Raw genomic sequence first — 18,607 nt, 5'->3', positions numbered from 1 at the left:
TTTATAATTCATTATTTATAAAGATAGATTTCTTACTAATTTAGTGGAGGGTTTATTCCTTCTGGAAGTGGAGTTCTGTATTTACCTTTGGTTTCAAATTCTTTCTCAAATTCTTCTTTTGCAACTTCCAGTAGATTCTCATTTTTCATTAAATCAATGACGCTTAATCCTAATATTTTAGAAGCCATTAGCATTCCTTTTTGTCCGATACCAGAACCTACTGAAGCAGTAAATTGCCAAGAGTGGAACGGCGTGCCAATAGGTGCACAAGCTGTATTGAATTGGGCAGTCGGAACATTCCATGAAACATCCGCCACATCTGTTGAACCAGCTAAAATATCACCTTCATCGTAAGGTTCAACTATCGTGTCATTTAAGATAAACTTTACTAACTCAAGGGGTGCACCTGATACTCTTACAACAGTCTCTTTTGTACCTGGTGTAGAAGAAAGGACTAACTCCTCAGCCAAAGCCTTATCTTTTTCATCAAATGGCGGGGGACCGACTTTTTTCATATTTTTCAGTAAAACTTGACCTAATACTTTATTAGGAAGCATGTTATAGCAACCAGTCTGAAACTGAACCTCATAATCGGTTTCCGTCATTAGAGAGGCACCCTTAGCAATCTTTACAATGCGATCATACATATCATCAACATCCTGTCTATAAGGGGCGCGGATGTAATACCAAATTTGTGCTCTGTCGGGTACAACATTGGGTTCATGACCACCATCTGTAATGGTAGAGTGAATTCTTGCCCCATCAATGAGATGTTCTCTTAGAAATTGAACGCCCGTATCCATCAACTGAACAGCTTTCAAAGCACTTCTTCCAGATTCAGGATTAGTAGCTGCATGCGAAGCTTTACCGTGAAAATTAAACTTCACAGAATTCATGGCTAAAGAACTGCTGCTCCAAAGAGTATTTAATGAACCGGGATGCCAGGTTAAACATACATCAGTATCTTTGAATATACCTGCACGAACCATGTACACCTTGCCAACCAAGATTTCTTCCGCAGGACATCCAAAGAATTTAATCGTGCCTTTTATACCATCGGCTTCCATTGCTTTTTTAGCAGCTACAGCAGCGCCTACACCTGCGACACCGAAGATGTTGTGCCCGCACCCATGTCCATTACCTCCTTTTTCAACGGGATCTTTTACACCGGATACTTTTTGTGAAAGACCAGGAAGGGCATCATATTCTCCTAAAATACCAATAACGGGTTTTCCACCACCCCATGTTGCGACAAATGCGGTAGGCATACCCGCAACACCCATTTCAATAGAAAAACCCTGCTTTTCGAGTAACTTTGCTAATAATCTCGAAGACCGGTATTCTTTAAGACCAAGTTCAGCAAAATCCCAAATTTTCTTGGAAGCTTCGATCAATTCAGAGCCCATTTGATTGATCGAATCCATTACTAAATCCTCGCTTTTCTTCATTTCGAGGTCGCTACTCATGAATTTCCTCCTTTATTCAAATTTCTATGAACACACAAAAGAGGTAAGGTTTTTTTTCTTTCCATGAAAGGTTTAACATTGTTTGATATTGTTTTAGGAAAAAACGGAAAAAACTTAAGGAAAATACAAAATTCTTGTCTCGTTCATTTTTACCTACCTCGTCCACTATCTACATAAAAAATTTCTTCTTTGTCTATTCGTGCAAGATATGAAGATAGGTAAAGTCGTGTATGCACTGTCGCTTTTTAGTGAACGAAGCAGCATATTTCGCAGTCAAAAAATAGATTTAGTAAAAAAAATAATGATATAGCTCTAATTTCATAACCTTACTCCAACTTATATGAAATTAGGGGTTCTCTTTATAGACTCCCTCTTATTAATTGGTATATATCTATTTTCAATTCGATATCTTGTTCTGCACTATCGTTTCTCTTTACCTTATATCAAGTTTATTTGATTGGGGCTGAACTGAAGCAGAAGTAACCAGTTCTTTCTTAATTGTAAAGACGAGTAAAAAGCAGATGAATAAGACTATACTAATAAAATATAATCCCATCTCTACACTACCTGTAGAATCCTGTACATAACCAATTACATATGGGCCGATAAAGCCACCTAAATTACCAATGGAACTAATGAGTGCTATTCCTACAGCAGCTTCTAATTCAGTAAGGAATAATGAAGGAATAGCCCAAAATGGTCCAAAAATACTGTAGATACCAACAGTTGCAACAGACATCATAATAATGGATAGTATAGGATCCGTAGTTAATCCACACCCCATAAGGCCAATGGCACCCACAAGCGGTGGAATAGCTGCATGCATTTTTCTTTCACCAGTGCGATCAGATCGTCGTGCCCACCAAACCATTGCTATTCCTCCAAAAATATAAGGAATCATTGTAATCAAACCGACTTGAGTATTTGTTAATATATTCGAAAAGGATTTGATAATGGTTGGCATCCAAAACCCTATTCCATACAAACCAGTGACTAACGTAAGGTAAATAAACGACAATCTCCAAATTCTAGTACTCCCAAATATATTTTTCAGACTAGAGTGTTTACCTATTTCTTTTCCTTGATTTTCTTTTTCAATTTCGGAAATGAGCCACTCCTTCTCTTCCTTTGTAAGCCACTTTGCTTGTTCAGGACGATCCGTTAAATAAAAAATTGTCGTAATACCTAAAATGACAGCAGGAATTCCTTCCAGTACAAATATCCAGCGCCAGCCAGCCATTCCACCCCAATTAATATTATCGATTATCCACGTGCTTACGGGTGCTCCAATTATATTGGACACTGTCAAGGCTGTCATAAAAAGGGCTACTGCACGAGCTCTTTCTTTTCCTCGGAACCAATACGTAATATAAAGTAAAACGCCTGGGAAAAATCCAGCTTCGGCAACTCCCAGTAAAAAACGGAGTATATACAAATGATTCGCATTTTGGACCCAGGCTGTTAAAATTACAACAATACCCCATGTAATCATTATTCGCCCAATCCATTTTCTCGCTCCTATACGATGCATTAGCATATTACTGGGTACTTCAAATAGAAAGTATCCAATAAAGAAAATACCGGAAATCAACCCCAAAGTGGATGCTGTTAACCCGAGATCTTTATTCATTTCTAGAGCAGCATAGCCAATGTTTACTCTGTCTAAAAACGCAATGATATATAACACAAAAATATAAGGAATAATTCTTCTGGATACCTTTTTTATCGTACGTGCTTCTAATCCAGATTTAGGCATTTTACTAACCCCTCTTTGGAAAATTTTTGTGAACTTTGGAGAATAAAAGAATAGTTCGTTCTTTTTATTACCTCCAATTTTACTAATGAACTCAGGGCAATAACCGAGTTAAAGGTTTATTCAAAGTAAACAGGAATTCTGGCGCAAAACTGCAATTAGTGTGTCAGATAGATTTGCTCTTATGAAAAGCTAGACTGGGACTGCTCTAACGAGGGTATCAAAGGCTATAAATACTGGTGAAATAAAAAACACGATTGGAGTAGTTCTTTTTAAGTATTATGGCAAAATCATAAGTCTCAACATTAAAGGCCACTAATGAACATTTATATTTTTTTGAAAGCATACGATATTGCTTAAAGTACTTTCGCTAAATCGTATGCTTTCAAAGTTCACTAAAATAAATGAGTCTTGTTATCTATGTTTTCGTCCCGTTCACTGATTAAATTCCCCGGCCTCCATCTACATTGAGTATCTCTCCAGTTACAATTTTTGCTAAGTCGGAAGCGAGATAAAGGGAAGCTTGCGCAATATCCTCTGGCTGTATAAGGGAACCTAACGGAACACTATCCAAAAAGATTTTTTTCTTATCTTCTTCCATCAGTGTCCCGTCCCCGTTCAAAAATTGATTGATCATCGGTGTATCAGCAGGGCCTGGGTTAATGGCATTCACACGAATTTTATATGGGGCTAACTCCAATGCCAATGCTTTTGTAAGCATAATTGCAGCCCCTTTTGAGGCGCAGTATGCATTTAAACCAGGACGGGCTCGAACCCCTGCAATCGAAGCAATATTTATTATCGAACCGCTTTGCTGTTTTTTCATGATTGGAGCTGCATACTTGGTAGTTAAGAAGATAGATTTCGTATTAACGTCCATAATCCGATCCCATTGTTCAATACTTAAATCCTCCACCTCTGTGAAGACCTGAGGTACACCAGCACAATTTACTACTATGTCTAATCTTCCAAAAACACCCTCCACTTCCTGGAACAGTGCAGCCACGTCTTCGTTATTAGAAACATCGACTTGAACGGCCTTTACATTTTCGCTAGGAAACGAATCGCTTGCTGCTTTAGCTGCCTCGATATTCAAGTCTGCGAAGATTACATTTGCTTTTTGTTCAACGAATAATTGTGCAATGGCTTTCCCCATACCTGACCCTGCTCCCGTTACAATGGCTGTTTTCCCCTGTAATAATTCCTCAATCATAAGTTAATCACCACCATTTTTTCATCTGTCATTTCTTCAATCGTATATCTTGGGCCTTCCTTGCCAATTCCACTATTCTTAACTCCACCATATGGCATCATATCGTTGCGGTAGGTTGATACGTCATTCACGATTACTCCACCATATTCCAGCACCTTGACTGCCTTTAAAGCTAAAGCCAGATCTCGTGTAAAAATGCCTGCTTGAAGACCATAATCCGATTGATTGGCCGACTCTAATGCTTCCAAAAAATCCTCGTAAGGGATTATCGCCACTACCGGTGCGAACACTTCCTGACAAACAACTTTCATTTTCGGTGTTGTTTGAGTTAAAACAGCTGGATAAAATAGTGAACCCTCCCTACGAATCGGCGTAAGCGAAACAGCACCTTCTGAGATAGCCTCTTTGACCCACTGTTCTACGCGAATCGCCTCTTTTTCATTAATCATTGGACCTATATCCGTGTCCGGTTCTTCCGGATTCCCAACTTTAAGTTGTTGAACATATGAAAGATACTTTTCTGTAAAATCATCCAATACAGAATTATGCACATATAAACGCTGAACAGATATACAGGCTTGCCCTGCATTGTGAAAGCTACGGGAGGCCGTAAGCTTGGCCGCTTGGTCCAAATCAGCATCAAAATGAATAATGTTGGGTGAATTGTTCCCTAGCTCCAACGCTACTGGGCGCATTCCACTTTTCTCTTTAATATATTTTCCAACTCCTGCTGATCCAGTGAAAGAATACATGGCGATCCGTTCATCCTGTAAAAGCCATTCACCCACTTCAGCGCCACCATTTACCACATTTACATATCCTTTTGGCATTCCAGCCTCTTCAAACAGTTCTACTAATTGAAACGTGGTCACAGGTGTGTTTGGTGCTGGTTTGACTACTACTGTATTTCCTGATGCTAGTGCTGGGGCGATTTTATGTATCGCTAACAATAATGGGTAATTAAACGGAGTGATGGCTCCAATGACTCCTTTAGGGACACGGATTGTGAACCCCAATCGATTATCCGCTCCTTCGACGGCCTGTAACGGAATCATTTCACCAGTAATTCTTTTTGCTTCTTCCGCGGACAAGCGCAAAGTTTCAATTGTGCGATCCATTTCACCTTTGGCATCTTTAATTGTCTTACCTACTTCTCTCACCAAGGTGATCTCAAATTCTTCTCTACGTTCTTGGAACAACTCTGAAGCTTTCAATAAAATTCGATACCTTTGAAATGCAGTTAATTTATCTTGTTTAAAGCATTTTTGTGCCTCTGTTATGGCATTATAAACATGTTGCTTTTCTGCCTTAGCAATATGAGTTAATACTTCACCTGTAAATTTGTTGTATACAGGAATCGTCTCTTCTGTAGGTACTTGCTGTCCACCAATAGATAAATGATAGTCTTTAATAATCATTTTTTCTCCCCCAAATTGGTTTTTAAACTCATTTCCCGTATTTTTGAAACAATTGCATCTCCCATTTCCATGGTATTAGCCGTTCCTCCGAGATCAGGAGTTCTGATTTCACCTTCGAATAACACTTCTTCTATGGCACTCAACACCAATTTTCCTAATTCAGGAAGTCTAAGGTGGTCCATCATGAGACTAATGCTCCAAATTTGTGCAATTGGATTGGCAATACCTTTTCCTGCAATATCTGGTGCTGAGCCGTGTATTGGTTCAAACATCGAAGGATATTTCCTTTCAGGATTGATGTTTCCAGAAGGTGCCAACCCCAGTCCCCCAACTATTGCAGCTCCTAAATCTGTTAAAATATCTCCAAACAGATTGCTTCCCGCTACGACATCAAAACTTTCAGGCTTTGAGATGAAATAAGCAGCAAGTGCATCTATATGATAGAGTTGAACATCTATCTGTGGGTACTCATTTCCAATTTCTTTAACTATTTCATCCCAAAATGGCATGGTATGATTAATCGCATTGGACTTTGTTGCAACCGTCAGCCTTTTCTTTGCCCTACTTTCAGCCACTGAATAGGCATATTTGAGAATCCTTTCGCTACCATAGCGGGTAAATACACTGTTTTGTATCGCCGTTTCATATGGTGTGCCTTCGTGAAGGCGACCACCTATATTCGAATACTCCCCTTCTGTATTTTCTCTAATTACGACAAAGTCCAAATCATCATGTGATTTATATCTCAATGGGCTTTCCAACCCTTTAAGCAGTTTGATCGGCCTCAAGTTAACATATTGCTGAAAATGTCTGCGAATTGGAAGAATAAGTTCCCATACCGAAACATGATCTGGAACAGTAGGAGCTCCAACGGCTCCAAATAAAATCGTGTCGTAATCCTCCAATAAATTTAATCCATTTACTGGCATCATCCTTCCATGTTTTAGATAATACTGACAATTCCAATCATAGAAATCGTAAAAAAATCTTACACCTGAATGTACTTCTTCAAGCACTTTTAGAACTTTCAACCCTTCATTAACTACCTCTGGACCAATTCCGTCCCCAGGAATAATTGCGATGGAAAAGTGTTTTTGCAATTTCTTCACCTCATTATGTTTCATAATAATGTGCTACAATTTCATATCTTGCAAAAACCGTGCCAATAAAATAAAAACACTGAAAATTCAGATATATCAAATAAAAAAAGTGCTTTTTATTTTACAATCCTTCGATAAGTGTTTTAAATCACAACAATATGTTGAAATTTGAAACACTATAGATTATATTCTTTTAGTTTTCTCCATAACGTAGATCGGTCTACTCCAAGTGCTTGTGCGGTTCTAGTTTTATTATTGAAATATTTTTTTAGTGCCGCCTCAATCAGTTCTCGTTCATTCACTTTAATGCTTAAATCAGAAAGATCTTTCTGGTTTTTGTTCCTATTAAGCTTTTGTAAAAGGAATCCGCCGCTATGGACCGTTAAGGTTGTACCCTCTTCAAGCAGTACCATTCGTTCAACTATATTTCTGAGCTCCCTTATATTTCCTGGCCAGTCATATGTCTTAAATAATGTGTATACCTCTTGGTCAATACTTACGATTTGCGTTTCGCGTTTTTCGTTGAATTGATTAACAGTTGCCCCCAATAGGTCAGGAATATCGATTAATCGATCGCGCAATGGTGGTAACTCAACATTCAAAACGTTAATTCGGTAATATAAGTCCGTTCGAAACCTTTTTTCTCTAATTTCTTCCTCTAATTTTCGATTTGTTGCAGCAATGATTCGAACATCTACTGGCACAACACGATCGCCCCCGACCCTTCGCACTGTTCTTTCCTGAAGAACACGCAATAATAGAGCTTGGATATGAAGAGGCATTTCACCGATTTCATCTAAAAATAAAGTGCCACCGTGTGCAAGTTCAAATAGACCTGCTTTTCCTCCCTTATTCGCCCCTGTAAATGCACCCTCTTCATAGCCGAATAATTCACTTTCCAACAGGCTTTCTGGTAATGCAGAACAGTTTACAGCAACAAAAGGACCTAGTACACGTGGACTTGCCAAATGAATACCTTGTGCGAATAATTCTTTGCCAGTTCCAGATTCACCTGTAATTAATACAGTTGCATCAGTTTGAGCAAATCTTTGGGCTAAATCTTTAGCCTTTACCAATTCCGAGGATCTGCCAACTATATCACTCAGTCTATGTTTTGCTTCGAGTCCGCTTTGATGTAACATCTTTCTAAGTTTAAGCTCCATTTTTTGAATATTAGTGATTTCTTTAAAACTTGAAACTACCCCGACTATTTTACCTTTTACAATCACAGGGAATCGGTTTATGACAATTTGCCTCCCCATGACTGTTGCAATATCCCCCATTTCAATTTTTCCGGTTGCAAGAATGCGCATCAAATCGGATTGAGGGATAAATTCCGTAATCTTATGTCCTTTAACTCCATCTTGTAGACCTAATAATTTTTTCGCATGTTCGTTAGCTACTGTAATTCTTCCCTCATGGTCTACTGCCACAACTCCATCGTGAGCAGATTTAACAATAGCTTCTACCTGATACCTTTCCATGGCCATGCTTGCAGTTAATTTGTCTATGGAAATTGCCATTTGTATAGTAGAAATCAAAGAAGATAGGGAGGGGTTGATAAGATGTACGGTTCCTGTATGTGAAAGAGTGAGTAAATCTTTCATCCAAACTGGAGCTACATACACCGTATCAGGCTGTATACCAGCTGAAAAAAACTCTTCTTTACTTACAAAATGTAATGGGATTCGTGGATTCTCATCAAATTCTTTTTTTAGCCATTCAATTTCTTCATCTGATGCAACAACACAACATTTTTTGCTAGAATCATTCATTAGACCTTTTTTTTCTTTCGTTCTCTCAATATCATCCAGACGAATGGAAAGCGGTAGTATTGGAACTTGAAGAGCTTCTAATTCTTTTTGGTAGATAGCCGGCGTTATAATGACCATCGGGTTCATAATCTGCTCTAACAAAGCATTCACAGAATAAAAACGAGCCGTTTTGTATCCTACTCCTTGAAACAGCTTTCCAATTTGATTTTCCAATGAGTCACTCATTTTATATAAAGCAATCATTACACTTCTCCTTGTTACACAGATTTGGGAATCAACCCATCATTTTCATTACAATTATACACTTACATACAATATATGGCATTCTGCTTCATGTCCAACTATATATTTCAAAGGTTTTCATGTTTGCTTTTCTTCTCCATTAAGAAGACTGAAATGAAAAAATATCGCTTCTTTTAAGAATAAAGCTTAAGGCTAATGACATTTTTGTTTTTATTCAAGTAGTTTTTGAGTCTAAATGTACTCTGTTTGGAACCAAAAACGGTTTTTTATTTAACTCCCTGGAAGTTATCTGCAAAAGCAAACATAATATTTGTATTGATGTAACGGTTCTGATTGTGGTAAAATTTGTAAAATTATGATCATTTGGAGGAAGGTAGATTGTCAAAGGAAATAATGAATTACATTGACTATCCAATGGTGAAAATTCCAGGGGGAGAAATAGAATTAAGGGACGATAGAATAAAAAGCAAATGGAAAGCTGAAATAAGCCCGTTCCTTCTTGCCCGTTATCCTGTTACTACGGATCTCTACTATGCTATTACAAATAAATCACCTAATTCTTTTGATCGAGATTTAAAACCTGTTGTGAATATTTCTTGGAATGATGCAATTTCTTTTTGTAATCTACTTTCACAGAAAGCTGGACTGGGAGAGTGTTATTCTATTAATGGTGAAAACATTGTTTGTGATTGGGAATCAAACGGTTTTCGACTTCCTTCAGAAGCAGAATGGCAATATGCATGTAAAGCCGGGACTGCTGGTTATAGATACGGAGAGCTGAATAAGATTGCCTGGTATAACGAAAATTCAGGGGGCATAATCCATGAAGTAGGAACAAAGGAACCAAATCCATGGGGCCTGCATGATATGTTAGGGAATGTTTGGGAATGGTGTTGGGATTTATATGATGAACAAGTGTACGGCACTTACCGTATTTTTCGAGGAGGTAGCTGGGCTGAGGATGCCAGGGGTTGTGGAGTTTCATGTCGTCGGCGCAGCCATCCGACATTTTGCATAGACGACCTTGGATTCCGTCTTGCCCGTTCTTTTTAGCTTCAGTAAACCAACTTCATTCAAGGCTTCACAGTTTTTCTTGCGGATAACAGAGGGAAAACAGAGAGATCAGCTGTATGTATTTGTGATGTAACAAAAATAGAACTGGGTCCATTCCAAAATGAGTCGCATTAAAGATTAAAATCCAGAAAAATGACCTTTCTTACATGTATCCTAGTCGTACATCCATCCATATTTATCTCCATTTTTTGTAACGGTTCCAATGGGTACAAAATAAAAAACCTGATAATTTTTCAGGTTTTTTTATTTTCATCATTCGATTACCAGAGAAATGCGAGAAAGACTAAAGATGCAATTGCACCAAAGGCAAATCCATTTGCGGCACCCCAACCATATCCTGCATTAAAACCTCCATAACCAAAACCCCCAAAGTTTCCGCTACCGTCAAATGGACGAATATATACACGGTTTGGCGTAACCCGGTGTATGATTCCCCGATGTACGGTACCTCTACTTGTCCGAATTTCAACCGGTCTTCCAACACCTTGCCTGCATTTGTGATAATAATTATGATATCCCATTTTGCACTCCCCTTGTTAGTCGATTCTACATCGTATGCATTCGGGGACTAGCCTGCATGGATTAAATACCCACCAATCCTTTAAAAGTCTTTCCCATATTCCTTGTCAATGGTAAAACACTCTTTGAAACCAAAGCATAAAATACTTTTATACATGTACTAAAGGAGATTAAGCCATGAACCATTCATACCAAGACGCACTAGCCATATTTGGAATTGAAGGGGCACACCCTGGTGGATTTGAACTGACTAAGCAACTCTTGAAAAATGAAAAAATCGATCATACGTCAATAATCCTTGATGCCGGATGCGGGACAGGGCAAACCTCATCTTATTTGGCAAAAACGTTTCTTTGCCAAGTATCGGCGCTTGATAATCACCCTGAGATGGTGAAACATGCAAAAAAAAGATTCCAACAAGCTAACTTAAGCATTGACCTATATAAGTCTTCAATAGAAGAACTGCCTTTTGACAATAATTCTTTTGATTTTATCATAGCCGAATCTACGACTGCATTCACTGATATACAAAAATCACTCCGTGAATTTTATAGGGTCCTTAAACTAGAAGGAACTTTGTTATCCATTGATATGACAGCAGAAACCAGCCTTGATTCTGCCTCAAAAAAAGAAATCATGAACTTTTATAATTTAAGAGAAGTATTGACGCAATCCGAATGGTTAAAGGCCTTCCAACAAAACGGATTTACAGATCTAAAAATCTTGAGATCGAGTACCGTATTAGAGGGATTATTGAATTCTTCAGCATCAAGTAGCCCCCTTCAGCCTTTGAATGAATCCTTGGAACGAGTCATGGACGAACATTACCGCCTCATTTTATCTTATGGAAACAGCCTCGGATATAGAGTATACAGAGCAAGTAAATCATCCAAAAAAGAACATCCAGCTCTCCAACATGAAAAACCCTGCTCATCACTTTGAAAGTGAAAGTGATGAGCAGGGTTTCCAATTCAATTGTAAATAAATAAAATATTTTGATGCGGGTTATCCCTTCTCCGTCACTCCAGCGAATCGATTTAAGAATGAGAGTATTTTTCGATAGACGGCAATTTCATTTTCCTTTTTGGAAAAACCATGTCCTTCATCTGTTAGAAGCATATACTCGACATCTCTTCCCTTGTCCATCAATGCTTGAACGATTTGATCTGATTCCTCTTTGACGACACGGGGATCGTTTGCTCCTTGAATGACAAGCATTGGTTTTATCATGGATTCCAAATAGGTGATAGGCGAATACTCGATTAGTTTTTCCTTATCTTTTTCCGGATTTCCTACCCACTGATCCATAACGGGCTTCCAGTCTTCTGGAACAGAATTGATAAATGAGAATAGGTTGGATGGCCCGAAAATATCGACAACGGCCTTAAAATAATCCGCATGGCGTCCGTGTAGCAGCAGTGCCATATACCCGCCGAAGCTTCCACCCATCAATAGAATGTTCCCTTTTTGTGCATGTCCTTGTTCAATCAGCCAATCAAGGCCGGCTACATTATCAAGTCGTGGCCCATTTCCCCAATCTCCCTCTACCATTTTCATGAATTCCAACCCATAGCCAGTAGAACCCCGGAAGTTTGGCGCAAAAATACTGTAACCGTGATTCAGGAAAAATTGAAATGAAGCTCTAAAGAATTTCCGTTCAGCTGCTTGAGGTCCTCCATGAGGCCAAAAAATGACTTCACCATTATCATTTTCCTTGTTTGGCCTAAAAAATAACGATTCGATCTCCAAGCCATCAAAGGATGGGTATGTAATGATGTCCGGTTCGACCAATTCATTAGAATCGACGCCAGGAACCGTATATTTAGTTAATGACACCCACTCGTCACCTGATCTTTTATAAATATTATGAGGCTTGGTTGCGCTCATGCCGAATAAGTAAAGCGTGCCTGATGCAGCGACCTCAAGTTTATTAATGACGCTGCATGGCACAGGGATATTTCTCCAATCTTCATTTTGCAGATTGAATTCATATAACTGATCCTCTACACCCTTTTGACTGGTTACATATAATAGTTGATTCTCTTTACTATATTTCATCGCAGTAAAACTCTCATTCTCCAATTCTTTAACTTTAATGAATCGGTTTGTTTCAAGGTTGTATGAAGCCAAATAGGTAAAATCCGAATCATAATCAGTTAATAAATATATCATCGAATTTGAAACAAAAACACCATCATTCACTGTGTGTTGTTTCTCGGTAGGCGGCGTGAGCAGGACATGTTCGTGCCCGCTTTTTGCATAGAGAAGGGAATATGTATTTGCATAGTGTTTGTGATAAAGAAAGGTTTTTTCATCGGGACTAAAACCAAGGATATAGGTCGCTGCATTTTTCCCCTCCAAGACCTGTGTTTCCTGTCCTGATTCTAAATCTAAACAATAGGAATTTAGAAAGGAAGGATTTCCCCTTGATGTCGTATAATAGAGTTTTTTGCCATCATTCGATAGAATTGGCATGAAATTACGTGTATTTTCATGGTGGACGATTTCCTTCATTTGCCCGCCCTTCAAGGGAACTCCGTAAAACTGGGTATTTTCGTTACCATCTTGATCGAAACCAGCAATTATAAACCGGCTCTGTTTATCAAATAACAGCTCATGGCAGCTTTGATCAATGGATGTAAGTGGATAAGGAAAGCAGTTCGGCAAATCCATTCCCCATAAATTATACTTGCCACTCAAATTCGTACTGAAGACCAGATGTTTTTCATTTGGACTTACTACAAAATCAGTAATGGAAAAAGTTCGTAAAAATTGCTCAACATCAGGTTTGGGAAAAGTGATCATCATGGCAACCCCTTATTTTTATTATATAATGAAAATTCTGTAATTAATTGTACCATATTTTTCCTTGTTGATATATGTAATTCGTCTTCCTATGGAAATAGAGAATTTTAAGTTATAATTTTGGTATAAACGTTATATGAGTGTTTTTATATGCCTCTTATTAAGAATAAACGATTGTTCCGATGACTTTAGCCTTAAGTCTAAAGACATCGGGGTATCGCTTTGTCATCCTATTAAATGAAAGAAGGGCTTGTCCAAATACGAAAAAAGCCTAAGAGCACTGTGCTCTTAAGCTTTTTAAGAATCATTCGATATACCTTCTTGCTCCGGCATATTCCTCTCCATATCCCGATGTTTTTATTTCATCTATCCTTACATGTGTTGAGCTGTTTGGCGAATGGATCATTTTGCCGTCGCCAATATACATTCCCACATGATGGACCCTTCCTTTCCCTTTATCATGGGCAAAAAATAGTAAATCACCTGGTTGAAGATCTTCTGGTTCCACCTTTTTACCATGTTGCGCCTGAATGGAGGAGTCCCTTGGAATCGTTATTCCATTAGCATGGTACATCGTATAGGTAAAACCAGAGCAATCAAATCCAAAACCGGACATTCCAGCCCATAGGTAAGGAAGCCCTAAAAATCCCTTTCCTGTTTCTACGATGTCCTTACCGGTTGGAACTGGAATTTGACTTTCGTCTTGGTAGACGGACACGTCTTTCTTTTCTATCCATTTTGCTCCATTGCTTGGTGTCATCACCTTCACTTTATCCTTTTTCACCTGTAATAACGGAAGCCGTGTATTGAAGCTGATCTCCATGAATTTCGACCGATGTTTCGAATCCGAATAAAGCCAAGTCTTTGGAGCATTTACAAGGGCAAATCCTCTTTTGAACTGCTTCTCGAAGGATTTTCCTAATTTCAATTGCCCCTTCGGCATCCAGCCTGGATAACCTGCTTCATTACGGGGTGTAGGCTGATTGGCAGCAGCTACTTTCACCCATTCACCCCGTTCTTCTAGAATGGTCACTTTAGAACCATATAACGCTTGTGTCTCCAGGTTACCCACAAGCCACAGTTTGTCTTCATAATTCATGGATTTGATCCATGCATTCAAATCAACGGGGTTCGATGCTGAAGGGGCATCCAATTCCCTTAATAGACCCGGCTCCGTCCAAAGAGTTGCAGCAGTTACATCCACATAGGCCATTCTCTCCTTTTCACTTGCGCCGGTTTCGTTGGGATTTAATACTAAAATACTGAGCGCAAAGAAAGATAGCACTAAAACGGTTAACCTTTTTCGTCTAATCAAAATAATCACCCTTTCAAAATAGTTTTATTGAGTAAAAGAGGATTTCCTCTTGACTCCGAGTCCAGGTTTATCGGCAATGAGGAGTTGATCTTTCCTAAATTCAATGCCTTCAAATGGTTCATTCTTAATCCATAATGGTGCATCTAAATCGATTTTCGTTATATTTGGATGAGCGGTTGCCAGATGTGCAGCGGCGGCTACGCTCACGGATGATTCCATCATACTGCCGATCATGCATTCCACCCCTGCTGCTTCTGACATATCCGCGATTTGAAGTGCCCGTCGAATTCCTCCTGTTTTCATTAATTTAATATTAAGGAAATCAACAGCATGTTCATTCAGGAGTCTCATGGCATCACGAGGGGAAAACAAACTTTCATCTGCCATTATCGGCACTTGGACAGACCTCTTTATTTCTTTCAATCCTTCGATATCATGGGCTTGCACTGGCTGTTCCACCAAATCAACGTTCAGCTTTCTTTCCTCGAGTTCATGAATGATGGAAATCGCTTGTTTTGTTGTCCACCCTTGATTTGCGTCAATCCTGATAATGACCTGGTCGCCAACAGCAGCACGAATGCAGGCAACCCGCTCCACGTCACTCTTCCACTCTTTCCCCAGCTTTATCTTCATTGTTGAGAATCCGCCATCGATGAGGGACAATGCCGCCTTTGCCATTTCTTCAGGTTCATCCACGCTGATTGTCATATCATTTTTCAGGACATTCGATTTACCACCCAGATATTGATATAAAGGAAGCCGCCATCGTTTGCTGACTGCGTCATATAAAGCTATTTCAACAGCAGCTTTTGCACTTGTGTTGCCTACACAGGATCGTTGGATTAGTTGAGACAATGCATTGATATTCTCGATGTCGCGGCCGATTAGATGTGGCGTGATCACTTCTTCAATGACAGTCATGATTCCTTTTGTAGAATCACCTGTGATGGCAACCGTGGGGGCTGCAGCTCCCAAACCTTCCGTTCCATCCTCCAACCTCACGGAAACCATGATATTTTCAATTTCCATAGCTGTACGTAATGCAGTCTTGAACGGCTTGACAAGTGGCAAAGTTTCCACTGATACTTGTAAACTTTCAATCTTCATATTAACAACCCTTCCTTAAAAGCTTGAGAGTATATATGATGTAAGAATTCCAAAATAGGTACCCAGAAGACTGCCAAGTACAGCCATCAAAATTCCGAACGGTATTAGGGCACGGTTGAATGCACCAGCCAATATTGGGGCTGATGCCACCCCTCCTATATTCGCCAATGAGGCAACTCCCATAGTGAATAGATCCAACTTAAAGATTTTAGCTAAAATGACCATGATCAACCCATGAAAGAATAGAATCATAAATCCGGATAAAATATACACAGGCGCCTGAAACAGCTGTGAAAAATCGGCATGGGAAGCAATTAAACCAATGACTATATAAAGCATGACTTTGGAAATTTCCATGGAACCGGCAATACGGCCAACCTTTGTGACAGCCAGAATTAAACCTATTGTCGATGCAATGATGATCGTCCAAGTGGTCGCATTCACTGCGGCACCCAGTACTGGCAGCCTTTCCCCCATTTTGGTTGCCCCTGCTGATACAATTAAAGCCAGCGCCAGGAAACCGATCAATTCCACAAATCCAAATTCCGTTTTTGTGGTTTCCCCCGCTTCAAGCTCGGAAGTCATTTGATCAATGAACGATGTATCCGCTTTAGTCCAAATATTGAATTTTTTAGCAAGAGGCACCAGCCAAAACAAGAACATGACCCAAATGGAATAATTGACTGTATCCATGATCAACGCATAACCAAAAATATTTTCAGGAACATCGAGTATTCCTTGTAAGATCACCATATTGGCAGATCCCCCCGTCCAGCTGGCGCTTAAAGCCGAGAATGCCTTCCATGTTCCTTCCGCATAAAAGCCATTCATTAAAACGTAAGTAAGGGTGAACCCTCCAATGATGCTGAATGAAGCGGCAAAAAAAGTTAAAAGCATCTTTGGTCCAAGTCTGATTATTTTACGCATATCGCATTGCAAAAGCATGAGCATCAGCATGGCAGGAAGCAGGAGTCCCCGTATGGTGCCATATGCACTTTCGACTGACTCACTGTCTGAAAAGACCCCAAAAGTTTTCATCAAAGCAGCTCCAATATAAATTAGGACAATACCAGGTACATACTTGAAGAACTTTCCTCCTATCTTTTTTTCCGCTACTGCAATAACGGCAGTAAATGCCAATAAAAAACAGACAAACATCACACCATCCTGAATCATTTCCCATTCCTCCTTGTATTTAGGGGGTTCCGTTAAACTAAAATGTGATTTTCAACTTCAGTAAAAAGCCAATAAGAAGAATTCAAATTCGACAGAGTCTAACATAGCCCCACATAAAAAAATCCAGCTGCCAAAGAGCGCGTATACACTCTTTAACAGCTGGATTTCAATTGCGAATAACAAAAGAAGCAGCTATAAATTATAAAGTTGTTGATATTTAATGCTCGCATTTCTTAGAGCGACGGTCAGTGCTTTCTGAGATGAACCAAAGTACCGTTTCTCAATTACTTTCTCCAATTCATCGGGTTGAAGTATGGATTTACCTACTAACATGGAATGAATGAACCGCGATGTAAGCGATATCGTAGTCGAGCATTCCACATCCACTATTTCATGTGTATCATTATCAATGACGAACCCGATAAAAAAGCAGTTGAATTGCTGCGTAATTGGGTTATTAGAAGCCGCCTTCGATTCGCCAACGATATATACTGTATTCTGATGAAACATTATATTTGTGCCTCCTGCCATTACAGACATCATAACAGGTATAAATAGGGTGACTATCTATATTATTACAATATGAAATGGTTATTTATATTCTAATATATATAACATGCATTTGACAATATATTTAGTATATTAAGTTAATTACCAATTCCTTCGGCAAGAGACTTGAAAAGTTCTGGCCAATACACAGCCCAAGTCATATTAAAAACATGTCATTAAATACCCATCTTCACACTATTATACGGAAGGTTATGCTGCCAATCTTTAACTAGATTAGCATGATTCCATCCGTTCCATATTTTATTGGACTTGAGTGTCCACTACAATGTTAGCTTCCATTTTCCGAAAGCATAGTGGTCACATCGAGGATAATTACCATGATTTAAGAAATATGGGACACTCCTGCCGAATAACTGGATAGTCGAGACCCTACAGACGCTTGCTTTGATGCGGCTTGGCAGACAGTCGGCGGAAAGGGAGCGGATTTCTGAAATCAACTGGAACGGTATTTTTTTAAAAAACTGTAGGCAAACTCGCTTTTCTTCGAGTTTGCCTACAGTCTGGGACACTATTAAATTAATAATATTTTTTCAAATCCTAATTCAGCCCCTCATTAGGCTCATATTTCGCCTACATATCTTTTCGTCGATTGCGATCCCCGAAAGTGGTTGCAGCACCACTTTTTCGATTTTCATAAAGTTCGTCGATATCGACAGTTCCGATAATAGTTGTATTTTCATTCATTTCCGCCTCGGCTACTATTCCATTTGCTGGCCAAGCGCTGTCACAAGGGCTAAGTATACTGGCACGACCGTATCCGTTCGGTAGGGGTGCCCCTGGTTCACCAACAGTGGGTCAATGAACAAAATATACCTGATTCTCGATTGCACGTGCCTGTGCACAATGGCAAACTCGCCAAAAACTAGCCTCCGTAAACGTGTATGATGGGCAAAAAATGATGTCGCCCTTTCACTGATAATATTCTTGAAATTTCAGGTATCTCAGCTTCATAACATACCGCTATTTAAATCTTAACCTGACCTAATGAATAAACCTCCAGATCATCCACCTTCAGTAGTATGCCAATTCGCTTCAGCAGGAAAGATATGAGTTTTTTTATGCTCAACGAATGA

At 39.2% G+C, this 18,607-nt stretch carries 16 protein-coding genes; 2 read left to right on the top strand and 14 right to left on the bottom strand.

All coding sequences use genetic code 11. The annotated features are described in order from the left end of the window. Positions 1–35: 35 nt before the first annotated feature. From QUF78_RS13640 to QUF78_RS13615, 6 genes are all read right to left on the bottom strand, one after another. A complete protein-coding gene (locus tag QUF78_RS13640) occupies positions 36–1,466 on the bottom strand; it encodes an amidohydrolase (protein WP_289325065.1) in 1,431 nt (476 codons plus the stop codon). 433 nt (positions 1,467–1,899) lie between these two features. Beyond that, positions 1,900–3,222: an MFS transporter gene (locus QUF78_RS13635; RefSeq protein WP_289325064.1), complete on the bottom strand. Its 1,323-nt coding sequence runs from the start codon at positions 3,220–3,222 to the stop codon at positions 1,900–1,902. Positions 3,223–3,661: 439 nt separating this feature from the next. After that, complete coding sequence (locus tag QUF78_RS13630) at positions 3,662–4,432, bottom strand: SDR family NAD(P)-dependent oxidoreductase (protein ID WP_289325063.1); 771 nt, start codon at positions 4,430–4,432, stop codon at positions 3,662–3,664. After that, positions 4,429–5,850, bottom strand: a complete 1,422-nt coding sequence (locus QUF78_RS13625; protein ID WP_289325062.1) for an aldehyde dehydrogenase family protein — start codon at positions 5,848–5,850, stop codon at positions 4,429–4,431. The genes QUF78_RS13630 and QUF78_RS13625 overlap by 4 nt, the downstream gene beginning before the upstream one ends. Beyond that, positions 5,847–6,974: a tartrate dehydrogenase gene (locus QUF78_RS13620; RefSeq protein WP_289325061.1), complete on the bottom strand. Its 1,128-nt coding sequence runs from the start codon at positions 6,972–6,974 to the stop codon at positions 5,847–5,849. Before QUF78_RS13620 ends, QUF78_RS13625 begins: the two co-directional genes overlap by 4 nt. 152 nt (positions 6,975–7,126) lie before the next feature. Next, positions 7,127–8,938: a sigma-54 interaction domain-containing protein gene (locus tag QUF78_RS13615; protein ID WP_289325060.1), complete on the bottom strand. Its 1,812-nt coding sequence runs from the start codon at positions 8,936–8,938 to the stop codon at positions 7,127–7,129. 423 nt (positions 8,939–9,361) lie between these two features. Between QUF78_RS13615 and QUF78_RS13610 the strand changes: the two genes are divergently transcribed. Then, positions 9,362–10,021: a formylglycine-generating enzyme family protein gene (locus QUF78_RS13610; RefSeq protein WP_289327312.1), complete on the top strand. Its 660-nt coding sequence runs from the start codon at positions 9,362–9,364 to the stop codon at positions 10,019–10,021. Positions 10,022–10,302: 281 nt separating this feature from the next. Here the strand turns inward: QUF78_RS13610 and QUF78_RS13605 are convergent, their stop codons facing one another. Then, positions 10,303–10,563 carry a hypothetical protein gene (locus tag QUF78_RS13605; protein WP_289325059.1) on the bottom strand — a complete coding sequence of 87 codons (261 nt, stop codon included), beginning with the start codon at positions 10,561–10,563 and terminating at the stop codon, positions 10,303–10,305. A gap of 175 nt (positions 10,564–10,738) precedes the next feature. Here QUF78_RS13605 and QUF78_RS13600 point away from each other — a divergent pair, with 175 nt between their 5' ends. Then, on the top strand, positions 10,739–11,503 hold the full coding sequence (locus tag QUF78_RS13600) for a class I SAM-dependent methyltransferase (RefSeq protein ID WP_289325058.1): 765 nt from the start codon (positions 10,739–10,741) through the stop codon (positions 11,501–11,503). Between the two features lie 63 nt (positions 11,504–11,566). Here the strand turns inward: QUF78_RS13600 and QUF78_RS13595 are convergent, their stop codons facing one another. From QUF78_RS13595 to QUF78_RS13565, 7 genes are all read right to left on the bottom strand, one after another. Next, entirely contained in the window at positions 11,567–13,366 is a 1,800-nt protein-coding gene (locus tag QUF78_RS13595) for a S9 family peptidase (protein WP_289325057.1), read from the bottom strand. A 304-nt stretch (positions 13,367–13,670) separates the two neighbouring features. Further along, positions 13,671–14,681, bottom strand: a complete 1,011-nt coding sequence (locus QUF78_RS13590; protein ID WP_483313846.1) for a C40 family peptidase — start codon at positions 14,679–14,681, stop codon at positions 13,671–13,673. A gap of 24 nt (positions 14,682–14,705) precedes the next feature. Continuing rightward, entirely contained in the window at positions 14,706–15,788 is a 1,083-nt protein-coding gene (locus tag QUF78_RS13585) for a dipeptide epimerase (protein ID WP_289325056.1), read from the bottom strand. A gap of 15 nt (positions 15,789–15,803) precedes the next feature. Continuing rightward, complete coding sequence (locus tag QUF78_RS13580; protein WP_289325055.1) at positions 15,804–16,964, bottom strand: DUF819 family protein; 1,161 nt, start codon at positions 16,962–16,964, stop codon at positions 15,804–15,806. A 192-nt stretch (positions 16,965–17,156) separates the two neighbouring features. Continuing rightward, positions 17,157–17,474: a DUF3870 domain-containing protein gene (locus QUF78_RS13575; protein ID WP_289325054.1), complete on the bottom strand. Its 318-nt coding sequence runs from the start codon at positions 17,472–17,474 to the stop codon at positions 17,157–17,159. Between the two features lie 602 nt (positions 17,475–18,076). Further along, on the bottom strand, positions 18,077–18,214 hold the full coding sequence (locus QUF78_RS13570) for a hypothetical protein (RefSeq protein ID WP_289325053.1): 138 nt from the start codon (positions 18,212–18,214) through the stop codon (positions 18,077–18,079). Positions 18,215–18,232: 18 nt separating this feature from the next. Then, positions 18,233–18,364: a hypothetical protein gene (locus tag QUF78_RS13565; RefSeq protein WP_289325052.1), complete on the bottom strand. Its 132-nt coding sequence runs from the start codon at positions 18,362–18,364 to the stop codon at positions 18,233–18,235. Positions 18,365–18,607 lie beyond the last annotated feature (243 nt).

The sequence above is a fragment of the Peribacillus sp. ACCC06369 genome (assembly GCF_030348945.1).
Classification (GTDB): domain Bacteria; phylum Bacillota; class Bacilli; order Bacillales; family DSM-1321; genus Peribacillus.
The sequence above is the reverse complement of the archived record's forward strand: the minus strand, read 5'-3'. Positions and strand labels throughout refer to the sequence as shown.